Source organism: Sciscionella marina DSM 45152 (genome assembly GCF_000379465.1).
GTDB lineage: Bacteria > Actinomycetota > Actinomycetes > Mycobacteriales > Pseudonocardiaceae > Sciscionella > Sciscionella marina.
In genome coordinates, this window is sequence record NZ_KB905392.1 from 191,047 (window position 1) to 213,229 (window position 22,183).

Annotated in this window: 17 protein-coding genes and 2 riboswitches; of the genes, 2 read left to right on the top strand and 15 right to left on the bottom strand. The window is 69.0% G+C overall.

Annotated features, from left to right (window positions below; all coding sequences use genetic code 11):
* Positions 1–18: 18 nt before the first annotated feature.
* Positions 19–129: riboswitch (glycine riboswitch) on the bottom strand.
* Positions 130–225, bottom strand: a riboswitch (glycine riboswitch).
* A gap of 18 nt (positions 226–243) precedes the next feature.
* The 12 genes from A37U_RS0117720 to A37U_RS0117775 all read right to left on the bottom strand — a co-directional run bounded on the left by A37U_RS0117720 (position 244) and on the right by A37U_RS0117775 (position 17,323).
* Complete coding sequence (locus tag A37U_RS0117720; protein ID WP_026197318.1) at positions 244–834, bottom strand: MerR family transcriptional regulator; 591 nt, start codon at positions 832–834, stop codon at positions 244–246.
* Between the two features lie 248 nt (positions 835–1,082).
* Positions 1,083–1,559, bottom strand: a complete 477-nt coding sequence (locus A37U_RS0117725; protein WP_026197319.1) for a bifunctional nuclease family protein — start codon at positions 1,557–1,559, stop codon at positions 1,083–1,085.
* A 185-nt stretch (positions 1,560–1,744) separates the two neighbouring features.
* A complete protein-coding gene (gene ftsR / locus A37U_RS0117730; RefSeq protein ID WP_026197320.1) occupies positions 1,745–2,440 on the bottom strand; it encodes a transcriptional regulator FtsR in 696 nt (231 codons plus the stop codon).
* Between the two features lie 45 nt (positions 2,441–2,485).
* Positions 2,486–2,938 carry a glycogen accumulation regulator GarA gene (gene garA / locus A37U_RS0117735; RefSeq protein ID WP_020498004.1) on the bottom strand — a complete coding sequence of 151 codons (453 nt, stop codon included), beginning with the start codon at positions 2,936–2,938 and terminating at the stop codon, positions 2,486–2,488.
* Between the two features lie 159 nt (positions 2,939–3,097).
* Complete coding sequence (gene clsA, locus A37U_RS0117740; RefSeq protein ID WP_020498005.1) at positions 3,098–3,697, bottom strand: cardiolipin synthase ClsA; 600 nt, start codon at positions 3,695–3,697, stop codon at positions 3,098–3,100.
* A gap of 87 nt (positions 3,698–3,784) precedes the next feature.
* Positions 3,785–6,316 (bottom strand): MFS transporter, encoded by a 2,532-nt coding sequence (locus A37U_RS49780; RefSeq protein ID WP_083933670.1) that lies wholly within the window; start codon positions 6,314–6,316, stop codon positions 3,785–3,787.
* 208 nt (positions 6,317–6,524) lie between these two features.
* Positions 6,525–7,349 (bottom strand): YceI family protein, encoded by an 825-nt coding sequence (locus A37U_RS0117750; RefSeq protein ID WP_020498007.1) that lies wholly within the window; start codon positions 7,347–7,349, stop codon positions 6,525–6,527.
* Positions 7,346–10,129 (bottom strand): MFS transporter, encoded by a 2,784-nt coding sequence (locus tag A37U_RS0117755; RefSeq protein WP_026197321.1) that lies wholly within the window; start codon positions 10,127–10,129, stop codon positions 7,346–7,348. Before A37U_RS0117755 ends, A37U_RS0117750 begins: the two co-directional genes overlap by 4 nt.
* Complete coding sequence (locus tag A37U_RS44155; RefSeq protein ID WP_157182881.1) at positions 10,126–10,758, bottom strand: MarR family winged helix-turn-helix transcriptional regulator; 633 nt, start codon at positions 10,756–10,758, stop codon at positions 10,126–10,128. The genes A37U_RS0117755 and A37U_RS44155 overlap by 4 nt, the downstream gene beginning before the upstream one ends.
* Positions 10,759–10,913: 155 nt before the next feature.
* Positions 10,914–12,614: an AMP-binding protein gene (locus A37U_RS0117765; protein WP_020498010.1), complete on the bottom strand. Its 1,701-nt coding sequence runs from the start codon at positions 12,612–12,614 to the stop codon at positions 10,914–10,916.
* Between the two features lie 166 nt (positions 12,615–12,780).
* Positions 12,781–16,665, bottom strand: coding sequence for an ATP-dependent RNA helicase HrpA (gene hrpA, locus A37U_RS0117770; RefSeq protein WP_020498011.1), 3,885 nt, complete (start codon positions 16,663–16,665; stop codon positions 12,781–12,783).
* A 13-nt stretch (positions 16,666–16,678) separates the two neighbouring features.
* Positions 16,679–17,323, bottom strand: a complete 645-nt coding sequence (locus tag A37U_RS0117775; RefSeq protein WP_051111665.1) for a trimeric intracellular cation channel family protein — start codon at positions 17,321–17,323, stop codon at positions 16,679–16,681.
* 75 nt (positions 17,324–17,398) lie between these two features.
* Here A37U_RS0117775 and A37U_RS0117780 point away from each other — a divergent pair, with 75 nt between their 5' ends.
* On the top strand, positions 17,399–19,474 hold the full coding sequence (locus A37U_RS0117780; protein WP_020498013.1) for a molybdopterin oxidoreductase family protein: 2,076 nt from the start codon (positions 17,399–17,401) through the stop codon (positions 19,472–19,474).
* On the opposite strand, the gene A37U_RS0117785 is transcribed toward A37U_RS0117780, so the two are convergent.
* A complete protein-coding gene (locus A37U_RS0117785) occupies positions 19,452–20,363 on the bottom strand; it encodes a GlxA family transcriptional regulator (protein ID WP_020498014.1) in 912 nt (303 codons plus the stop codon). The two genes, A37U_RS0117780 and A37U_RS0117785, sit on opposite strands and share 23 nt — an antisense overlap.
* Positions 20,360–20,944, bottom strand: a complete 585-nt coding sequence (locus A37U_RS0117790; protein WP_026197322.1) for a cysteine hydrolase family protein — start codon at positions 20,942–20,944, stop codon at positions 20,360–20,362. The genes A37U_RS0117785 and A37U_RS0117790 overlap by 4 nt, the downstream gene beginning before the upstream one ends.
* A gap of 133 nt (positions 20,945–21,077) precedes the next feature.
* Here A37U_RS0117790 and eda point away from each other — a divergent pair, with 133 nt between their 5' ends.
* A complete protein-coding gene (gene eda / locus A37U_RS0117795) occupies positions 21,078–21,698 on the top strand; it encodes a bifunctional 4-hydroxy-2-oxoglutarate aldolase/2-dehydro-3-deoxy-phosphogluconate aldolase (protein WP_020498016.1) in 621 nt (206 codons plus the stop codon).
* Between the two features lie 186 nt (positions 21,699–21,884).
* On the opposite strand, the gene A37U_RS0117800 is transcribed toward eda, so the two are convergent.
* Positions 21,885–22,130, bottom strand: a complete 246-nt coding sequence (locus A37U_RS0117800) for a hypothetical protein (RefSeq protein ID WP_020498017.1) — start codon at positions 22,128–22,130, stop codon at positions 21,885–21,887.
* Positions 22,131–22,183: the final 53 nt, after the last annotated feature.

Sequence of the window (22,183 nt, forward strand, 5' to 3'; positions counted from 1 at the left end):
TTCGAGCAGGCGGGACTGCCCTCCCCCTCTGTCTGTGCCCGCTCACGAGCGCCTGAGAGCTTCACCCCGAAGGGTTTTCACCGTCGGCGGGGCCGGGATGGCGACCCGACCCGCTTTCCAGAGGCGTCATACACCAGCGCGGTCCTGCGGCCTGAGAGGTTCCGGGGAGGATTTGCTCCTTCGGCGCCGACCGGCGGACCGGCCGAACTCTCCCGCACGGGTGTCGTCGACTACGCGCTCAGTCTAACCCACCTCGCGCGCCCTGCGGCGACTCGCGAGCTCATCGTGTGCGTGCGCCGAGTGGTGCTCGGTCAGCTCGGCGCCGTCCGCACGCTCGGCGGGGAATTCGTGCACGGTGGCGCTGATCTCCCGCATCGCACCGGAAACCGCGATCCCGAACACGCCTTGACCACCTTGGAGCAGATCCACGACCTCTTCGGGCGAGGTGCACTCGTAGACCGTCGTCCCGTCGGAGAACAGCGTCAGCTTCGCCAGGTCCGAGACACCCCGGTTCCGCAGGTGCTCGACGGCGGTACGGATGTTCTGCAGCGATACCCCGGTGTCCAGCAGCCGCTTGACCACCTTGAGCACGAGCACATCCTTGAAGGAGTACAGCCGTGGTGAACCCGAGCCGACCGCGGTGCGGATACTCGGCATCACGAGCTTGGTGCGCGCCCAGTAGTCCAGCTGGCGGTAGGTGATACCGGCGATCTGGCACGCCGCCGGACCGCGGAACCCGACGAGCTCGTCCGGCACTGACTCGTCCGGGAAGAGTTCACCCTGCTCACCCTCGGTTCCCGACGACTGGTCCCTGAACGGTTGGTCGCTGACCACTCGTGCCTCCGTCTTGAATCCCACCAGTGGAATCACACCCTGGCGATTTCCTGCACCCTCGACGGTAGGTCCGCGGCCGCGGCCGGTCAACGCGACACACCCTCGACCTCATGTTGATCTTGAGGGTTTTTCCACCGAATTGCCGGGAGCCAGGCGTGCCACCGGCAAGGCCGCGGAAGCCGTGGCGCACGTACTTTTGGTGCGCGAGGCGACGAGAACGCGGTCAGCGGTGCGGATGGCCCCGGCAATCAGGTGTCCGCGCCGCGGAAGTCCTCCGGCGAGACCGAGTCGAGGAACTCACGGAACTTCTCCACCTCGTCCTCTTGCTCGTCCGGGATGATGAGCCCGGCTTCCTCGAGCACGTTCTCCTCCGCGTGGATCGGCACCCCGGCACGCAGGGCCAGCGCCACCGAGTCGCTCGGCCGGGCGGAAATGCGCACATCCTCGTCGAACACGAGCTCCGCGTAGAAGGTGCCCTCCTGCAGGTCGATGATGCGCACCTGTTGCAGTTCCCTGCCGAGCCCGGCGATCACGTCCTTGAGCAGGTCGTGGGTGAGCGGTCGCGCCGGATGGACGCCCTGCTGTTCGAGTGCGATGGCGGTCGCCTCGACCGACCCGATCCAGATCGGGAGGTAACGCTCGCCGTCCGCCTCGCGCAGGAGCAAAATAGGCTGGTTGGCGGGTAGTTCCACTCGTACGCCGACTACACGCATCTCGCTGCTCATCGGGTCTCGCCTCCCTGCGCCTGCGCGATTCGCGGGCCGACGGCCCAGGCACCGCGCGTGGTGTTGCTCGGAACTGCCGTCCAGGGTCCAAGGGTCCCGCACGGCCCTACTTCAACGCTACCCGCCATGCGGCGGATCCGCCTACACTTGCCGATATCGTCCCACGGTGGACCGGTCTTGACCCGTCACGACCCGCCGACCTCGCGAATGCCCGCCTTGACGAGCAGGGTGTGCAGGCTCACCGAGAGCGCGGCGAGCTCCCGCACCACCTCGTCGGCCCGGGCGCGCGAATCGGGGTCACGCTGGCGGTACAGCGGGGTGACGATCTGCTCGAGCAGGCCGACTTCGCGGTCCGCCGAGGCACGGAAAGCGCGCAGGTGCCTCGGTTCGATGCCGTACTCGGTCATCTTGCGCACGGTGCGTGCCACGATGACCGCCTCCTCGTCGAAGAACCCGGCCGCCCCGGCCCTGATCAGCCCGTACTGCTCGAGCTCGGCGAGCATCGGCTTGTCGATCCCGGCCCGTTCGAGCAGCTGCTCCTGAGTGAGCCGGTTGCCCGTGTCGGCGGCGAAGTCCTCGGCGCTCGGCGGAGCACCGACCGAGACGAGCTGGCGCGGCGGCCGCGGGACACCGGGGTCCGGAACGGTTCCCTCGTCCGCGGCGTCCAGCTGCTCCTTGATGACCTTCAACGGAAGGTAGTGATCCCGCTGTGCCGCGAGCACATACCGCAACCGCGCCACATCGGCCGCGGTGAACTGCCGGTAGCCCGACTGCGTACGGCCCGGACTGACCAGCCCCTCCGATTCCAGGAACCGGATCTTGGAGATGGTCACGTCCGGGAATTCCGCGCGCAGCTGGGCGAGCACCGCTCCGATGCTCAGCCCGCCGGGACCGTTCGGCCCGGCCCGCCGCGGCGCGGTCACGCGTCAGCTGCCCGCGTTCGGCCCGGTCAGGAACACCAGCCGGAACTTACCGATCTGCACCTCGTCGCCATTGGCGAGTACCGCCTGGTCGACCGGCTCGCGGTTGACGTAGGTGCCGTTGAGGCTGCCGACGTCGATGACCACGAAGTCGCCACTCTCGCGACGGAACTCCGCATGCCGCCGGGAGACCGTGACGTCATCGAGGAAGATGTCCGAGTCCGGGTGCCGTCCGGAGCTCGTGGAATCCTGGTCCAGCAGGAACCGCGAACCCGCGTTCGGGCCGCGCTTGACGACGAGCAGGGCCGAGCCTGCGGGCAACGCGTCGACCCCGGCGACAGAGGCTTCGCTCTCTTGGCCGGCACCGCCGTCGACCTGGTCAAGGAAATCCGCACGGAACACGGACGTGCGCTCCGGGCCCTGCTCCGGCGGGACACCGTGTCCTGGGTTCTCGCTCACCTGAGCTCTCCTCTGCCGCTCTTGGGAAACTGTCATGCTGTTGAGTGCCAAACGTACCGCTGCCGACCGGGTGAGCCGGTGGCGGGTCGGAAGAAAATGCCGTCGCGTTATCGGGTTGTTCCCTCGGTGAATTTCCCGTGACGCCACGCGCGAAGCGGCTCAGCCGGGCCGTGCGGGCACGCTCCGCCCGCGCAGCGCCAGACGCACCTGAGCCAGGTAGAGCACTCCGGCCCACAGGTAGAGCGCGCTGCCCCATACCGCGAACGCGGTGGCGATCGGGTGCGCGATCCGCGCGGCCTCGCTCGTGCCCTGCGCGAGCAGGAGCAGCGGGAACGCGTAGAGCAGCGCGAAGGTGGCCGCCTTGCCGATGTAGTGCACCTCCGGGGGTGCGTATCCGCGCCTGCGCAGCAGCGGAAGGCACAGCCCGACGGCGACGTCCTTGAGCACCAGCAGCGCGGCCGCCCACCACGGGAAGATCCCGCGGATGACGAACGCCACCAGGGTGGCCAGGATGTAGAGCCGGTCGGCGACCGGGTCCAGCATCGCCCCCAGCGTGGAGTACTGATCGAGCCAGCGGGCCAGCTTGCCGTCCAGCCAATCGGTGATCGCGGACGCGGCGAGCACCACAAGGGCCCACACATCCGCGTGCGGGCCGAGCAGCAGGTACAGGAACAGCGGAACCGTGAGCACCCGCAACACGGAGAGCACGTTCGGGATGGTCAGCCAGCGGTCCGCGCCCTCGGTGGCCCCTTCAGTCACCCGCTCAGCTTCGCACAGTCCTCATGCCGGGCTTGCGCGCTGCCCCGTACAGCACCGGGCCACAGCGGGGCAGGCGCGCGGTCCGGCTCACCGGTTCGTGTCCGGGTGCCCGAGAATCACGTCGTGCCGGCCGTTCTCGCCGCCCTCGAGGATCAGTCTGCTCGTGGCAGGCGGGTATCCGCTCGCGATCAGCGTGTAGTCCCCCTCGGCCAGATCGGCGAACCGATACGAGCCGTCCGGACCGGTATCCGTGCAAGCGAGCACCTGCCCGTCCGCGTCGAGCAGGGTGATCCGCGCGTCACCGACCGGTTGCCCGTCCGGGCCGGTCTTCGCTATCCCCGACAGCCGCCGCCCGCCGCTGAGCGCCACGTCCTGCCGGTTCCGTTCGGAACCGGCCACCCGGACACTCGTGGCGAACGGACGGTACGACTCCGCACTCACCACCAGGGTGTACTCCCCCTCGACCAGTCGCCGGAACTCATAAGCTCCCCGTTCGCCGGTGCGCTCGGCGCCCACGACCTCACCACGTCCATCCGCCAGCGTGGCCGTTGCACCGGCGACCGGATCCCCGCTGCCGGTGCTGGTGACCACACCGGCGAGCTCGGCCGTTCCGGCCAGCAGCAGATCCACCTCCAGGGAATCCTCGCCGACGGTGATCGGCGAAGCCTCCGGCTGATGCGCGTCCGCCGAAGCGATCAGCACGTACCGCCCCACCGTGGGCGCGGCCAGCCGGAAGCCACCGTCCGAACCGGCGTCGGCCCGCCCGACCTGACGACCAGCCGTATCGATGAGGGTCACCACGGCACCGGGCAGAGGCTCGCCTCCACTTCGATGCACGGTGCCGTGCACCGAGACCGCGCCATCACTCGAAGCGACCTGCTCGCCGGTGCGAACGCCGCGAGCACCTGGGCCCCGCGGCGCGAACTCACCGGCCGAGGTGACGACCTTCGCCACGCCGTTCCGTCCCGAACCGTTGACGCCGTTCCCGCCCGGTGCGGCGGCCCCCGCGGCGAGTCGGACATTCGTCCGCCGCGCCGGCTCGCACAGCAGCGAGGCGACGGCCGCGATCAGGCAGGCCGCGACGGCGAACAGGAACGCGATCAGCAGACCGTCGTGCAGTGGTCCGGTGACCAGCTGCGGGAAGAACGAGCGTCCGGTGAGGAAACCCGCCTGGCCCGGGGGCAGTGCGTGCAGCGCCGGGCCGAGCAGCTGCTGGATCGGGTTGTAACCGAGGAACGCGGCGAACAGCACCGCGATCGGTGGCAGGTTCGCCACATGCTGCGCGCTGGCCGCGGGGACACCGTGCGCGGTCAGTCCCGCGTTCATGGCGGACGGCAGCTCGCTGGACAGTCCGGTCACGATGAGGCTGAAGAACACGCCGATGGACAGCACCATCGCCGCGTTCAGGAACGTCATCTGCATCCCGGAACCGACCCCGCGTGCGTCGGCGGGAAGTGAGTTCATCACGTCGGCGCGGTTCGGCGAGTTGAACATCCCGGTGCCGACACCGTTGAGGAAAAGCAGGCCCGCGAAGGTGAGGTAGTCGAAGTTCACCGGCAGCAGGGACAGCAGCAGGAACGAGACGGCGGCCAGCACGATCCCACCGGCGGCGAAGAACCGCCCACCGAACCGGTCGGCGAGCATCCCGGCGAACGGGGCGACGATCAGGAACCCGATCGTCATCGGCAGCATGTAGATACCCGCCCACAGCGGCGTGGACTCGAAGCTGTAGCCGTGCTGCGGCAGCCAGATCCCCTGCAGCCAGATGATCAGCACGAATTGCAGGCCACCGCGAGCGAGCGCGGCAAGCAGGGAGGCGATGTTGCCGGCGAGGAAGGACCGGATCCGGAACAGCTTCAGGTTGAACAAGGGCTCGGCCACCCTGGTCTCGATGACCCCGAAGATCACCAGCACCACGATCCCGCCGCCGATACAGCCGAGCACCATGGGGCTCGCCCAGCCCATCGGCGCGTCGCCGTACGGCTGCAGGCCGTAGGTGATGCCGACCAGCACGGCGACCAGACCGACGGCGAAGGTGATGTTGCCCCACCAGTCCATCCGCGCGTGCTTGCGCTCCCCGAGATCGTGCAGTTTCCGGTAGGCCCACACGGTGCCGAACAACCCGAACGGCACGGAGACGAGGAAGACCAGGTGCCATTCGACCGGAGCCAGCACCCCGCCGATCACCAGGCCGATGAACGTGCCCGCGATGGCGGAGACCCCGTTGATACCGAGCGCCATACCGCGCTGGTCGCGGGGGAACGCGTCGGTGACGATCGCGGTCGCGTTCGCCATCACGAACGCGCCGCCGACGCCCTGAATGACCCGCCAGCCGATCAGCCACAGCGCGGCGGCGTCACCTTCGAACCAGGTCGTGGCGAGCAGCACGGAGGAAAGAGTGAACACCGCGAAGCCCATGTTGTACATCCGGGCGCGGCCGAACATGTCCCCCAACCGTCCGAAGGCCACCACGAGCACCGCCGTGACGACCATGAACCCCATGATCATCCACAGCAGGTAACTGGTGTTCGAGGCTTCGAGCGGGTTGATGCCGATACCGCGGAAGATGTCCGGCAGCGCGATCAGCACGATCGAGGAGTTGATCGTCACGATCAACATGCCGAGTGTGGTGTTGGTCAACGCGATCCACTTGTATCTCGGGCCGAGCTCCTCGTGCGTGCGCTGCCGCCCGCTCCCCCGAGAATTCGTCTTGGGCTGCCCTGTCTGCCCGCCTATCGCCACACGCCACCATCCCGAAATCGAATGCCCCAGCACGGTTAGCTTAGCTAAGCTAACCGTGCTGGGGCCAGGGACGTGCCGGAGTTGCTCAGAGTCCGGGCAGCTCGGCCCCCTTGACCGCCTCGATCTCCAGATCGACCTGCAGGGTCGCACCGATCGCGTCGATTCCGGCGGAGAGCACCTGGTTGTAGGTGATGCCGAAGTCCTCGCGGCGCAGTTCGGTGCTGGCCAGGAACCCGGCCCGCTGCCCGCCCCACGGATCGTCCCCGCAGCCGGTGTAGCGCAGATCCAGGGAGACCGGCCGCGCCACGCCCTTGAGCGTCAGCTCACCGCCGAGCGTCCACCGGTCCGGCCCGGTCGCGGTCATCCCGTTCCCGTTGAACGTGATCTCCGGGTACTCCTCCACGTGCAGGAAGTCCTTCGAACGAAGATGGTCGTCGCGCATCTTGTTCGAGGTGTCCACGCTCGCGGCGTCGATCGTGGCCTGCACGAGCGACTCGGTCGGCGGGTCGGCGACTTCGATGCGCCCGGAGAACTCGGCGAAGCGGCCACGGATGGTCGCCATCCCGAGGTGACGCACCTTGACGTTGATCGTCGAGTGCATCGGGTCGATGGTCCACACACCCGCCGCGGGCAGCACCGTGTCCCCGGCGCGCTGCACGGTGATCGAGCCGAGCTCGCACACCCCGGAGTCGGGCACCATCGCGGTCCTGGCGACCGGATCGAAACCCACCGCGGTGACGATCACCGTGTAGACGCCCTTGGGCAGGGCGGGCGCGTCGACCTTGCCGTCCGCGCCCGCCTGCTCGCGGGCCACCTGGGTGCCGGTCATGTCGGTGACCGTGACGACCGCCTCGGCGACCGGCCAGCCGTCCGCGGAGGCCACCTTCGCGCGCAGCCCCGTCCCCGTCACTGGTTCGCCTCCGGGTGCCCGAGGGTCACGTCGTGCTGGCCGGTCTCGCCGCCGTCGAGGCTCAGGTTGCTCGCGACCGGCGGGTAGCCGCTCGCGATCACCGTGTACTCGCCCTCGGCAAGGTCGGCGAACTGGTAGGAACCGTCCGGAGCGGTGTCGGTCGAGGCGACCACGTGCCCTTCCGCGTTGAGCAGGGTGATCCGTGCGTCCCCGACCGCGTGCCCGTCCGGTCCCGCCTTCGCGATCCCGGACAGCCGCACGCCACCGGCAAGCACGATGTCCTGCCGCGTCCGGTCCGAGGCCGCGACACTCACGCTCGCGGCCACCGGGCGGAACGACTCGGCGCTCACCACGAGGGTGTACTCACCGGCGACCAGCTCACGGAACTCGTAGAGCCCGCTCTCGTCGGTGGTCTCGGCCCCGACGACCTCGCCACGCGCATCCGCGAGGGTGGTCGTCGCCCCGGCCACCGGCTGCCCGCTGCTGGCGCTGGTGACCAGGCCGGTCAGGCCCGCGGTCCCGGTCAGCAGCAGGTCGACGCCGAGCGGCTCGCCGCCGACGGTGATGGTCGAGGCCTCCGGCTGGTGCGCGCCCGCCGAGGCGATCAGCACGTACCGTCCGGCCGTCGGGGCATCGAGGCGATACCCACCGTCCGGCCCCGCGTTGGCCCTGCCGACCTGCCTGCCGCCGGTGTCGATCAGGGTCAGCACCGCACCCGGCACCGGTTCCCCGCCGCCGCGGTGCACCGTGCCGTGTACCGGAATGCCGCCCGGGCCGGTCCCGTTACCACCTGTACTCATCTGCGCTGTACTCATCTGCGCCGCTGTCATCTCCTCTGCCCGGATGCGGTGCGCGCCGGGTGCGCGCGGGGCGAATTCCCCGGCCGATGCGACGACCTGTGCCGCACCGTGCCGCCCGGAACCGTTGGCGCCGTTTCCGTTCGGCTCCCCGATATCGCCGCTCGCCATGGCGTGTACGAGCTCCCTGTCCTCGTTCGGATCGATCGACCTCGCCGGCCCGGTCGTCTCGTCCAGCAACGACGCGCCGACTCCCGCGGTGACCGGCCCTTCGGGACCGGACTCGGCCGCCGCGGCGGCCGCCTTCTCCTGCACACCCGAGGTGTTGCGCAGCGGCAGTTCCTTCATGAACAGGAACACCAGGAACGCCACCGCGGCCACGATGGCGGCCGCCAGGAACACGAGCTGCATCGAGTTCGAGAACCCGACGAGGAAGGGGTGCGCCAGGTTGTGGTCGATGCGCTGCAGGAAGGACGAATCCTGCATGACCTTCCCGGACAGCGCGGCCATGCCCTGCGGGCCGTGCGCCATCTGCTGGGCGACCTGCGCGCTCTCCGGACCGCCCGCCGGGTGGACGAGCGCGTTCTGGAAGGCCGGGGTGCTCGCCGCGGACTTGAACGCGTCCCCGATCTTGGTGCCGACCGTGGAGAACAGCATCGAGAGGAACACGGCGGTGCCGAGCGTGCCACCGAGCTGACGGGTCATCGTGCTCGTGGAGCTGGCCACCCCGATGTCCCGTACCGGGACCGCGTTCTGCGCGGCCAGCGTCAGGGTCTGCATGCACAGACCGAGACCGGCACCGAACATCACCATGTAGCCGGCGAGCTCACCGAAGGAGGTGTCCGCGGTCAGCCGGAAGTGGAACAGGATCGCGGCACCGGTCAGCAGTGCCGTACCGAGCACCGGGAAGATCTTGTACCGCCCGGTGCGCGAGGTGATCTGACCGGAGATCACCGAGAAGACCATCATCCCGCCGACGAACGGCAGCATCAGGAAACCCGATTCGGTCGGTGAGGCACCACGCACGATCTGCATGTACTGCGGGAGCATTGCGATACCGCCGAACATGGCCAGACCGACGAGCAGGCCGCCGCCCGCGGTGATCGAGAAGACCCCGCTGCGGAACAGTTTCAGCGGGATGAGGGCATTGTCACCCATGAACCTCTCGATGATCACGAACCCGATCAGGCCCGCCGCGCCGACCGCGTAGCAGATGATCGAACCGGTCTCGGTCCAACCCCATTCGCGGCCCTGCTCGGCCACGAGCAGCAGCGGAACGAGACCGACGATCAGCGCGGTCGCACCCCACCAGTCGACCCTCTTGCGCTTGCTCTTGTCCGTCCCGCTTCCGGGAATGTTGAGCACCTTGGCGACCACGAACAGCGCGATGATGCCGATCGGCACGTTCACCAGGAACACCCAGCGCCAGCCCGCGATACCCGCGATGCTGTCCACGCCGGAGAAGGCACCGCCGATGACCGGGCCGAGCACGCTCGAGGTGCCGAACACCGCGAGGAAGTAACCCTGGTACTTGGCCCGCTCCCGGGCGGGAACGATGTCCGCGATGATCGCCAGGGCCAGCGACATCAGGCCACCGGCACCGATGCCCTGCAGCGCGCGGAACGCGGCCAGCATGTACATCGACGTGGAGAAGGTGCACGCGATCGAACCGATGACGAAGATCGAGATGGCGGCAAGGAAGAACGGCTTGCGGCCGTACATATCCGAGAGCTTGCCGTAGAGCGGCGTCGAGATCGTCGAGGTGATCAGATACGCCGTCGTCACCCAGGCCTGCTGGTCGAGCCCCTTGAGATCATCGGCGATCGTCCGCACCGCGGTGGACACGATCGTCTGATCGAGCGCCGCGAGGAACATGCCGAGCATCAGCCCGGACAGGATCACCAAGATCTGCCGGTGGGACAGCCCTGCTGGTGACGAAGCCTCCCGTGAGCTCGCCGCGGGTGATGCCGCAGCGGTAGTCATGAACAGTCCTCCCCTTCATCTTCTGTGGTGTCGTTCTGGTTGTTCGCGTGCGCCCGCTGGTCATTGTGCGCACGAGGTCCGACAGTTTTCTGTTCCGCTTTCTGTTCCGCGCAGTGCGCGGGCACGTAGTGGCGGGCGAGGGTGAGGTTGTACCGCTCGAGCAGCACGCCGAGCTGGTGGACGTCCTCCTCGGACCACTCGTCGAGCAGCCCGCCGAGCAGTTCCTCGCGGCGCCTGCGCACGTGTTCGAAGACCCGCTCGCCCTTCTCGGTGGCGGCCAGCAGGCTGGCCCGCCCGTCCGCGGCGTCCGGCCTGCGCTCGAGCAGACCGGCTTTCACCATCGCCGAGGTCTGCCTGCTCATCGTCGAGGTGTCGGTGAACAGTTCCTCGGCGAGCGCGGTCAGCCGTACCGGTCCGCCGGTGATCACCTGGGCGAGAACCCGGAACCCGACCGGATCCACGTCCGGGCCGTATTCCTTGCCGAGTGCGTGCCAGGCCAGGTGCGTGAGTCGCGTGGTGCGCAGCACCTGGGTCGCGACGTTGTCGACGGCGGCGAGCCGAGCGCTTCCGCCGGCGGTATCGATTCCGTCGTCGACCCGCGCCACCCCAGGGTCCGGAATGGTAAGCATGATCGTCCGCTCCAGATATCGAGATGATTGAAGTCGACGGCTACGTTGCATGACCCATACAAGTAGTTGCCGTCCTCAACAATGCACCTTGTCGAGCGGCTAGTGCAAGTTATTTTCCCGTGAGTCAGCGCACAGGGACTTGCGTTACGGTGCTCCTACCCTTTGAGGTCCGGGAAATCGTCCTCGCCGAACTCCGTACCCGGCTTAGCCGCCGCGTCCGCGTGCAGCTCGTTCTCTCGTCCACGCAGCTCCACCCTGCGGATTTTGCCACTGATGGTCTTGGGAAGCTCGGCGAACTCAAGGCGCCGGATCCGCTTGTACGGGGCGAGCTGGGCGCGGGCGAAAGCCAGGATCGAACGCGCCGTGTCCGCCTCGGCCGGGTACCCGGCGGCCAGCACCACGTACGCCTTCGGCACCGCGAGCCTTACCGGATCGGGTGAGGGAACCACGGCCGCTTCCGCCACGGCCTCGTGTTCGAGTAGCACGCTCTCGAGTTCGAACGGTGAGATCCGGTAGTCGCTCGCCTTGAACACATCGTCCGAGCGCCCGACATAGGTGATGTAGCCCTCCGCGTCCCGGGAACCCACGTCCCCGGTGTGGTAATGCCCGTCCCGCATCACCTCCGCGGTCCGTTGCTCGTCATCCCGGTACCCGACCATGAGCCCGAGCGGACGATGCGCGAGGTCCAGGCAGATCTCCCCCTCGGTGCCCACCGCCCCGCTGGCCGGGTCCACGAGTGCCACGGTGAATCCCGGGATCGGCCTGCCCATCGAGCCCGGTTTGACGCTCTGTCCCGGGGTGTTGCCGATCTGCACGGTGGTCTCGGTCTGCCCGAAACCGTCCCGGATCGTGGTTCCCCAGGCCTTGCGCACCTGCTCGATGATCTCCGGGTTCAGCGGCTCACCCGCGCCCACGACCTCGCGCGGTGGGGTGGCGAGCGCGCCGAGATCGGACTGGATGAGCATCCGCCACACGGTCGGCGGGGCGCAGAAGGTGGTGACCCCGGCGCGGCCCATCGTCGCCAGCAGCGCGGCCGCGTCGAACCGGGTGTAGTTGTAGATGAACACGCAGGCGCCCGCGTTCCACGGGGCGAAGACATTGCTCCAGGCGTGCTTGGCCCAGCCGGGCGAGGAGATGTTCAGGTGCACATCCCCGGGCCGCAGCCCGATCCAGTACATCGTGGAGAGGTGCCCGACCGGATAGGAGGCGTGGGTGTGCTCCACGAGCTTGGGCTTGGCCGTTGTTCCGGAGGTGAAGTAGAGCAACAGAGTGTCGTCCGCGTTGGTCGGCCCGTCCGCGGTGAACCCGGCGCCCTGTTCGTAGGCCTTCCGGTAGTCGATCCAGCCGTTCGGGGCGGCACCGACACAGATCTTCGTGTACTCCCCGGGTACCTCGGCGAACGTGGCCGCGCTCGCCGCACCGGTGACCACGTGCCGCGCGTTCCCCCGCTGCACCCGGTCGACCAGGTCGCTCGCCGCGAGCAGGGTGGACGCCGGGATGATCACCGCGCCGAGCTTCATCGTGGCGAGAATCGTCTCCCAGAGCTCGACCTGGTTGCCGAGCATCAGGATGAGCCGATCGCCCCGGCGCACCCCCTGTTCGGCCAGGAAGTTCGCCACCTGGTTGGAGCGCGCGGACAGTTCGGTGAAGGACAGCTTGCACTCGGCACCGTCCTCCTCCACGATCCACAGCGCGGGCGCGTCCGGGGTGTCCACGGCGAGCTGGTCGAACCAGTCGAGCGCCCAGTTGAACCGATCCAGCGCGGGCCAGCTGAACCCGCGGTAGGCCGACTCGTAGTCCTCCCGGTTGGCGAGCAGGTAGTCCCTCGCGGTACGGAACTCATCGGTAGCGGTCACGAATCCTCCTCGCTAGCGCTCGTCGGCCTCGCGACCGGCGGTGCTGTATCCAACCGTGACCTCGCAAGCTCGGTCACGAATCCTCCTCGCTAGCGCTCGTCGGCCTCGCGACCGGCGGTGCTGTATCTGATCTCGCTCAGTTCTACCTCGTGCGTCCCGAACCCTGCTACTGCAGTTGGTCCATGGCACGGTAGATCCGTTTGGCGGACACCGGATAGGCGGCCTTGAGTTCCTGGGCGAACAGGCTCACCCGGAACTCCTCGATCATCCAGCGGATCTCCCGCGCGGCCCGCCCGGAGCGGGTTGCGGGCGGAAGTTCCTCGAGGAACTTCCGGTACTCCCCGGCCACGATCCGCACATCCTCGGTCCAATCGAGATCACGCTCCGGGTCCCGCGGCAGCTTCTCCAGCCGGAACCGCACCGCGCGCAGGTAGCGTACGAGCGCGGGCATGCGGGCGATCCCGGTCGTGGCGATGAACCACTTGTGCACCAGCCCGTCGACCTGGGCGCGCACATCGGCCAGCGAGGTGCGGTACCGGTTCACGTCCAGGCTCGTGAGCTTGCCCTCCACCGCCTGCCACTCGGCGAGCACCTCGCACACGGTGCGCAACAGCTCCAGGGTCATCTGGTTGCACCGGGAGCGGGCCAGCTCGGTCAGTTTGGCGAAGCCCTCGGCATCCCAGACCGGTCCGCCCGCCTCCGCTATGAGCGTGGCGAGCACCGCGTTGACGCAGTCGGCCACGAGCGCGTCCAGTCCACCGTGCGGATTGTTGGCGAGCACCAGCTTCGCCCGGCCGTCCAGGTGGCGCAGCGCGTACTTGCTCGGCGAGGGCGTGTTGAGCAGCAGCAGTTTCCGGGTTCCCGCGAGCATGGCCAGCCGCTGCTTGTGCGCGGACTCCAGCAGCCGCACCGCGACCGTGTCGCCTTCGTCGACCAGGGCTGGATAGCCGGTGACGGTGAACCCGGACTTGCGCTGGCTCACCGATTTCGGCAGTTCCCCGATCGTCCAGCCGGTCAGCCCGCTGCGTTCCAGGTCCCCGGCGGCATCGGACAGGGTCTCGGCCATGCTGGGGCGCAGTTGCTGTTTCAGCGCCGCGAGGTCCGCCCCCTCGGCGAGTTTCTTGCCCTTGCGCTCCACCCGGTAGTTGACCACCAGGTGGCCGGGCAGTTTCGTGGTGTCCCAGGCGTTGCGCGGCACCACGACCCCGGTCATCGCCCGCAGCGCGGCTTCGAGCGCGTCCAACAGCCGCTGTTGGCCCGGCTCCACCCTGGCCAGGACCGCCTTGGCGAAATCCGGGGCGGGCACGAAGTTCCGGCGCAGTTCCTTGGGCAGGGATTTGATGAGCGCAGTGAGCAGTTCCTCGCGCAGCCCCGGGACCTGCCACTCGAACAGTTCCGGGGTGACTTGGTTGAGCACGGCGAGCGGGATGTGCGCGGTCACCCCGTCGGATTCGGCGCCGGGGTCGAACTGGTAGGTCAGCCGCAGCCGGTGTTCCCCGCAGGACAGTTCGTCGGGGAACTCGGCCTCGTCGACGGTGGATCCCGTCTCGCTGATCAGCATCGCTTTCTCGAAGTTCAGCAGATCGGGATCGGTGCGCCGTTTCTTCTTCCACCAGGAATCGAAATGCCGCCCGGAGACGACCTCGGCCGGAATGCGCTCATCGTAGAATTCGAACAGTTCCTCGTCGTCGACCAGGATGTCCCGGCGCCGCGCGCGGTGTTCGAGTTCCTCGACCTCGGCCAGCAGTTTCCGGTTCGCCGCGAAGAATTCGTGGTGTGTCTCCCATTCCCCGTCCACGAGCGCGTGCCTGATGAACAGTTCCCGCGATTCCTCGGGATTGATCCGCCCGTAGTTGACTTTGCGCCCGGTCACGATCGGCACCCCGTACAGGGTCACGCGTTCGGTGGCAAGCACCGCGGCCGCCTTCTTGGACCAGTGCGGCTCACTGTAATTGCGCTTGACGAGGTGCTCGGCCAGTGGTTCCACCCATTCCGGTTCGATGCGCGCGTTCTCCCGCGCCCACAACCGGGTGGTCTCGACCAGTTCGGCGGACATCACCCAGCGCGGCGCCTTCTTGAACAGGCCGGAACCGGGGAAGATGCCGAACTTCGCGCCGCGCGCGCCGAGGTATTCGTTACCCGGCCCCTCTTTGACGCCGATATGTGAGAGCAAACCGGACAGAACGGCGATGTGCACATTCTTCGGGTCCGCATCGCTGTCCTTCGGCACCACGCCGAGCGGCTTCGCGAGTTGTTTCAGCTGCGCGTAGATGTCCTGCCATTCCCGGATCCGCAGATAGTTCAGGAATTCGTTGCGGCACAGTTTGCGGAACCTGCTCCCGGAAAGCTCGCGCTGCTGTTCGCGAAGGTAGTTCCACAGGTTGAGGTAGGCGAGGAAATCGGATTCGGGATCGCGGAACCGGGCATGTGCTGCGTCCGCGGCCTGCTGGTGCTCCGCGGGCCGCTCCCGCGGGTCTTGAATGGACAGTGCGGCGGCGATGATCAGCACCTCGCGGGCGCAGGCCCCGTCCCGCGCGCCGAGGATCATCCGACCCATCCTGGGATCGACGGGCAGCTGGGACAGCGCGCGTCCGGTCTCGGTGAGCCGGTGCCGCCCGTCGAAGGCGCCGAGTTCGGTGAGCAGGGTGATGCCATCGGTGATGGCGCGCCGGTCCGGCGGATCCACGAAACCGAAGGAGGCGATGTCCCCGAGCCCGAGCGCGGCCATCTGCAGTATCACCGAGGCCAGGTTGGTGCGCAGGATCTCCGGATCGGTGTACTCCGGCCGTGATTCGAAGTCCTGTTCGGAGTACAGCCGGATGCAGATACCGTCCGAAAGCCGTCCGCAGCGGCCCTTGCGCTGGTTCGCGGAGGCCTGCGAGACCGGTTCGATCGGCAGCCGCTGCACCTTCAACCTGTTGCTGTACCGGGAGATCCGCGCGGTACCGGGATCGATCACGTAACGGATCCCCGGCACGGTCAGGGATGTCTCGGCGACGTTGGTGGCGAGCACGATCCGCCGGCCGCGATGCGGGGCGAACACCCGGTGCTGCTCCGCCGAGGACAGCCTGGCATAGAGCGGAAGCACCTCGGTGTCCGGGATCTTCTCGCGCGCCAGGGCATCGGCGGTGTCCCGGATCTCCCGCTCGCCGGAGAGGAACACCAGGATGTCCCCCGGTCCTTCGGCGCGCAGTTCATCGACCGCCGCACCGATCGCGGCGACCTGATCCCGTCCCTCGGCCTCCCGGTCCTCCGGATCGGCGACCGGGCGGTAGCGCACCTCGACCGGATAGGTGCGCCCGGAAACCTCGATGATCGGCGCGTCCCCGAAGTATTCGGCGAACCGCTCCGGGTCGATGGTCGCGGATGTGACGATCACCTTCAGGTCGGGACGCTGCGGCAGCAACCGTTGCAGATAACCGAGCAGGAAATCGATGTTCAGGCTGCGTTCGTGCGCCTCGTCGATGATGATCGTGTCGTAGCCGCGCAGCTGCCGGTCGTTCTGGACCTCCGCGAGCAGGATCCCGTCGGTCATCACCTTCACCAGGGTGTTCTCCCCGGAGCTGTCGGTGAACCGCACCTTGTATCCGGTCACCTCGCCGCTCTCGTCGCCCAGTTCCTCGGCGATGCGCTCGGAGACGGTGCGCGCGGCGATCCGGCGCGGCTGGGTGTGCCCGATCGCGCCGCGCACTCCCCTGCCGAGTTCGAGGCAGATCTTGGGCAGCTGCGTCGTCTTGCCCGATCCGGTCTCCCCGGCGACGATGACCACCTGGTTGTTCGCGATGGCCTCGGCGATCTCGTCCTTGCGCGCGCTGACCGGCAACTGTTCCGGGTAGCTGATCGCGGGCACGGCGGCCTGCCGGGCGCTCACCCTGGCGAGCGCCCGTTCGAGGTCGGCGCCGATCTTGTCGGTGACCGAGGCGAGCTCGGCCGGATCGCGGAGCTTGCGCGCGCCGGCCAGCCGGTTGCCGAGGCGATGCTGATCGCGCGGCATGAGTTCGGGCAGCCGTCGGCGCAGTTCGGCGAGACGGTCGGTGGTTGAGGTGGACATCCGGACTACCAGTTTACGGTGCCCGTCGCCCGCTTTTCGGCAGGTGCACACCGAACCGGATGGCGAGCATGCGCAACCCGAACACCAGTACCGCCGCGGTCACCGTGCTCGCGGTGCGCGGCGCGCCGAGGGTGTCCAGCAGCAGGTACACCACCGCGCCGGTGGCCGCGCAGGTCGCGTAGATCTCCTCGCGCAGCAGCAGCGGCGGAAGCTCCCCGGCGAGCACGTCCCGGATCAGCTCTCCGGTGACCCCGGTGATCGTGGCGAGAATGACCACCGCGAGCGGGTTCACCTGTGCGGCGACCGCGGTCTGCGCGCCGATCACGGTGACCACGGCTAGCCCGAGCGCGTCCACGGTGAGCAGCGTCCGCCGCGGCACCATCCGAAACCGCAGGTACCCGATCGTCACCACGGCGGACCCGAGGATCACGGTGAGCAGCACCCAGTCGTGCAGCCAGTACAGCGGGTGCCGGTCGAGCAACAGGTCCCGGGTGGTCCCGCCGCCGAGCCCGGCGAGGAAACCGAGCACGATCGCGCCGAACGGGTCCAGGTTCGCCTTGTGCGCGGCGAGCACCCCGCTGACCGCGAAGGCTCCGACGCCGATCAGGTACAGCACGTGCAGCACCACGTGCGTCCTCCTCTCACCCCTGAAAGTCATACCGTCTGGTATGTACGGCTGCTACGGTTGATCCGGGCACACGGAGGTGGCCGTGGCCGACATCCTGGAGCAGCCATGAGCACGACGCATCTGCACAGCTGCACCCTCTGCGAGGCGACCTGCGGGATCACCGTGACGGTCGAGGAGGCGCGGGTCACCGGGGTGCGCGGCGATCCCGAGGATCCACGCAGTCGCGGCTATCTGTGCCCGAAGGCGACCGCGCTCGCCGATATCCACGCGGATCCCGACCGGCTGCGCACCCCGCTGATCCGGTCCGGAGACGGCTGGCGCGAGGCGGGCTGGACCGAAGCACTCGATCACGCCGCCGCCGGGCTGCGCGCGGTACGCCGCAGGGACCGGGACGCGCTCGCGGTCTACCACGGCAATCCGGGCGCGCACAATCTCGGCGCGGTGCTCTACGGCCTGCCCTTCTATCACGCGCTGCGCACCCGCAACCTGTACTCGGCGAGCTCGATGGACCAGCTGCCGCACATGCTCGCCGCCTGGCGGATGTTCGGCCATCAGGGGCTGCTTCCGGTCCCCGATGTCGACCGCACCGACCTGTTCGTGTGCCTCGGGGCGAACCCGCTCGTGTCCAACGGCAGCATCCTGACCGCGCCGAACATGCGCGATCGGCTCGCCGCGCTGCGCCGCAGGGGCGGGCGGCTCGTGGTGCTCGATCCGCGGCGGACCGAGACCGCGACGAAGGCCGATGAGCACCTGTTCATCCGGCCGGGCACCGACGCGCTGCTGCTCGCCTCGCTGGTGCACGTGCTGTTCGAGGAGCACCTGGTGCGGGCGCGCAAGCCGCTCTCCCAGGTGGACGGCCTGCGCGCGGCGGTGCGCGAGTTCGGCCCGGAACGCACCGCCCCGGTGACCGGGATCGGCGCAGCCACCGTGCGGGCGCTGGCCAGGGAGCTGGCGGCGAGCCCGCGCGCGGTGGTGTACGGCCGGATCGGGGTGAGCACCCAGGAGTTCGGCGGCGCCTGTTCCTGGCTGATCACCGCGGTGAACGCGCTGACCGGGCATCTCGACGAACCGGGTGGCGCGATGTTCGCCCTTCCCGCGGTCGACCTGGTCCCCACGGCCGCGCTGATCGGGCAGACCGGGTCCACGGGCAGCTTCCGTTCCCGGGTGCGCGGTCTGCCCGAGGTCGCGGGCGAGCTGCCGGTGGTCGCGCTCGCCGAGGAGATCGCCACCCCGGGACCGGGCCGGGTGCGCGGGCTGCTCACCGTCGCCGGGAACCCGGCACTGTCCTCCCCCGACGGGTCCCGCCTCGAGGCCGCGCTGCCCGGGCTGGACTTCATGGTCAGCGTGGATCCCTACCTCAACGAGACGACCCGGCACGCGAATGTGATCCTGCCGCCGACCGTGGCACTGGAGCGCGCGCACTACGAGCTCGTCATGGAGCACGTCGCGGTGCGCGCGGTCGCGAAGTACTCGCCCGCGGTGTTCCGGCGCGGACCGGAACAGCGGCACGACTGGGAGATCCTGGCCGGGCTGGCCACCCGGGTGTTCGCCGGGCGGCTGGCGGGGCGGCTTCCGGCACCGCCTCCGGAGGCGATGGTCGATCTGCTGCTCCGGCGCAGGCGGCTGTCTCTGCGGAAGCTGCGCGCGCATCCGCACGGGATCGACCTCGGCGGCCTCGCGCCCCGGTTCCCGCAGCGGCTGTTCACCACGGACCGGACGGTGCACCTGGCTCCGGAGGCGTTCCTCGCCGATCTGCCGAGGCTGCGCGAACGCCTCGAGCGGGAGACCCCCGATCTGGTGCTCATCGGCCGCCGCCAGCTGCGGGACAACAATTCCTGGATGCACAACAGCAGGCGGCTGGTGAAGGGCAGGCCGCGCTGCACGCTGCTGGTGCACCCGGCCGACGCCCGGCGGTTCGGTCTCGCCGACGGACAGCAGGCGCGATTGCGGTCCCGTACCGGCGCGGTGCTCGTGCCGGTCGAGGTCACCGAATCGGTCATGCCGGGGGTGGTGAGCCTGCCGCACGGCTGGGGGCATCACCGCGCCGGCACCAGGATGCGGATCGCCGCGGAGCACGCGGGCGTGAGCCTCAACGACATCACCGACACCACGTTCTACGACGAGCTGACCGGAACCGCCGCGCTCTCCGGGCTCCCGGTCAGCCTCGAGCCCGCTGACTGAGCTTGCGCAGCATCCGGGCATCGCTGAACCCGACCGTGCGCGCCGCCGTCTCCGCGCTCGCCCCGTTCGCCCGCAGCTGGTGTGCCCGTTCCAGCCGGAGTGCCTGCTGATAGCGCAGCGGGGTGAGCCCGGTGGCCCTGGTGAACTGGCGGGTCAGGGTGCGTTCGGCGCAGCCGAGGGAGCGGGCGAGCTCACCGAGCACCAGCCGGTCGGCGAACCGGCCGTCCAGCACGTCCTGGGCACGGTGCACCAGGTCGTCGGTGTGCGAACGGTGCCGCAGCATCACGCTCTCCTGCCGCTCGTGCCCGTTGCGCCGGGTGTAGGCCACCATCGATCTGGCCACCCGCGCCGCGAGGCCCGGACCGTGCGCGACAGCGAGCAGGTGCAGCGCCAGGTCGATCCCGCTGGCGATCCCGGCCGAGGTCACCACCGGACCGCTGACCGTGTAGAGCACATCGCGCACCACGCGGGCTGCCGGGAACCGCGCGGCGAGTGCATCCTGCAGTTCATGATGGGTGGTGCACTCGCGCCCGTCCAGCAGTCCGGCCATGCCGAGCGCATAGGCGCCCGCGCACACGCTGGCCACCGTGCCGCCGCGGCCATGGTGTTCCTCGAGCAACCGCACCACCCGGGTGCCCAGGCCGTTCGGTGGCGACAGACTCGCGGTCCGCCAGCCGGGGACGAGGAGCAGATCCCCGCACCCCGGCTCCGGCCAGTCCGTCTCCGCGCTCAGCGCGACACCCTGGGCAGCGCACACCTGGTTCTGTTCCCCGAGGTAGCGCAGCCGATAGGGGCGTCCGTGGTCCGCGGCACCGTGGAACACCTGCGCCGGACCGGCCAGATCGAGCAGGTGCACGCCCGGGACGAGGAGGAAGAAAACGGTACTCACGATCCGGTCAGCGTAGCCACCGTGGCGATCGTGGCGAACCGGCCGGCGAGTGCGTAGGTGGTGCGCTCGAGGATCTGCTCCGGGTGCAGAGTGCGCGGGTCGGCGAGCAGTTCCTCGATCGACTGCTCGGCCGGTGCGCCCGGATGCGGGATCGGGTGGGTGGCGGTCGCGTCGGCCACGTAGGTCACCGCGTAGCCGAGATCCGAGGCCACCCGCGCGGTCGTCTCGCAGCACTGTTCGCTGCGGATCCCGCACACCAGCGCCTCGCCGATCCCCTGCTCGGTGAGCAGCCGCTGCAGCCCGGTCGTGGTGAACGCGTTGTGCGAGGTCTTGTACAGCACCGGGTCGGCGTCTCCGACCGCGAGCCCCTCGATCGGCCGCACGTGCCCGACGGCCGGGTCGAAGACGTTCGCGGTGCCCGGTTCGGTGTGCAGCACCCACACCACCGGTTCGCCCTCGGCATGCGCGTGGGCCACGAGCGTGTTCACCCGCGGCACGATGTCCGGGTTCGAGATGATCCGCCAGCTGTCCCTGGCCCGGAAGGATTCCTGGACGTCCACGACAAGCAGTGCTCGTTTCATGTGCCGAGTCTCGCCGGGATCCGAGGGCGCGCGGAACGCCCGATCACGCCGGATGGCGGAACGATCCGGTCACGCTCTGCTGGCCTCGGCGCCCGGTTGCGGGCGAGTGACGGGCTAGCGCGAGAATCGAGGCATGGACTCCCCCTTGGATATCGCCCCAGTCATCCCGGTCGCCGTCTTCACCGATCCAGAACACGCCGTCGGTGCGGCCCGTGCGCTCGTCGAGGGCGGGGTGCGAGTCATCGAGGTCACTCTGCGCACCGAGGCGGCGCTGGAGTCGGTGCGCCGGATCGCGGCCGAGGTCGGTGAGCTCACCGTCGGCGCGGGCACCATCACCGCGCCGGAGCAGGCCGCGGCCGCCGTAGAGGCCGGGGCCGCCTTCCTGGTCACGCCCGGGACCACCGATACCGTGCTGGACGCGGTGCTCGCGAGCGGGGTCCCCACGCTGCCCGGGGCGGCCACGGTCTCCGAGGCGATGCGGCTGGCCGAGCGCGGGTTCACCGAGCTGAAGTTCTTCCCGGCCGCCGCTTCGGGTGGGCCGGACTATCTGCGGGCGATCAACGGTCCGCTGCCGGACCTGCGGTTCTGCCCGACGGGTGGTATCCGCCCGGCGACCGCTGGCGAATACCTGGAACTGCCGAACGTGGGCTGCATCGGCGGCACCTGGCTCACCCCGGCCGGCGCGCTCGCCGCCGGGGACTACGCCAGGATCACCGAGCTGGCCGCCGAGAGCACCCAGCTCCGCACGAGCTAGGCGCTATCTCCCAGGGGCGCAACCGCTTTCACCGCCCACGCTGGCACCGCGGCGGGTTCTCCGGCGTTGCCCCGCGAGGACAGCACCGCCGCCGTGTATGGGGATACATAAGAAGGTGATCCCGGAGCGAGGGAGCGCCGGGGGTTCCGCTACCCGCACCCCAAGCAACCCGCCCCGCAACAGTCCTCAGCGGCTGCTGGAGTGGACGTGAACCTGAGGGGCGGAGAGCTCATCTTCGCCCCCGCGGGCGAACCGGCTCACGCTGGCGCGGGTCTCGGCGAAGGAGGCGCGCGCGGAGTGCACGTATTCGTCGAGCGGATCGGGGGCTTCGCCGTCCTCGGACAGGCGAGCCTTCAACGCGGTACGCACGACGAAAACTACGCTTGCCGCGACGACAGCGGTGAACAGAAGCACTGTGAGAACGAGCGTCATGATCCCTGATTCCGAACGATTAATGGGTTTTGCGAAGCCGCCGACACTGATGA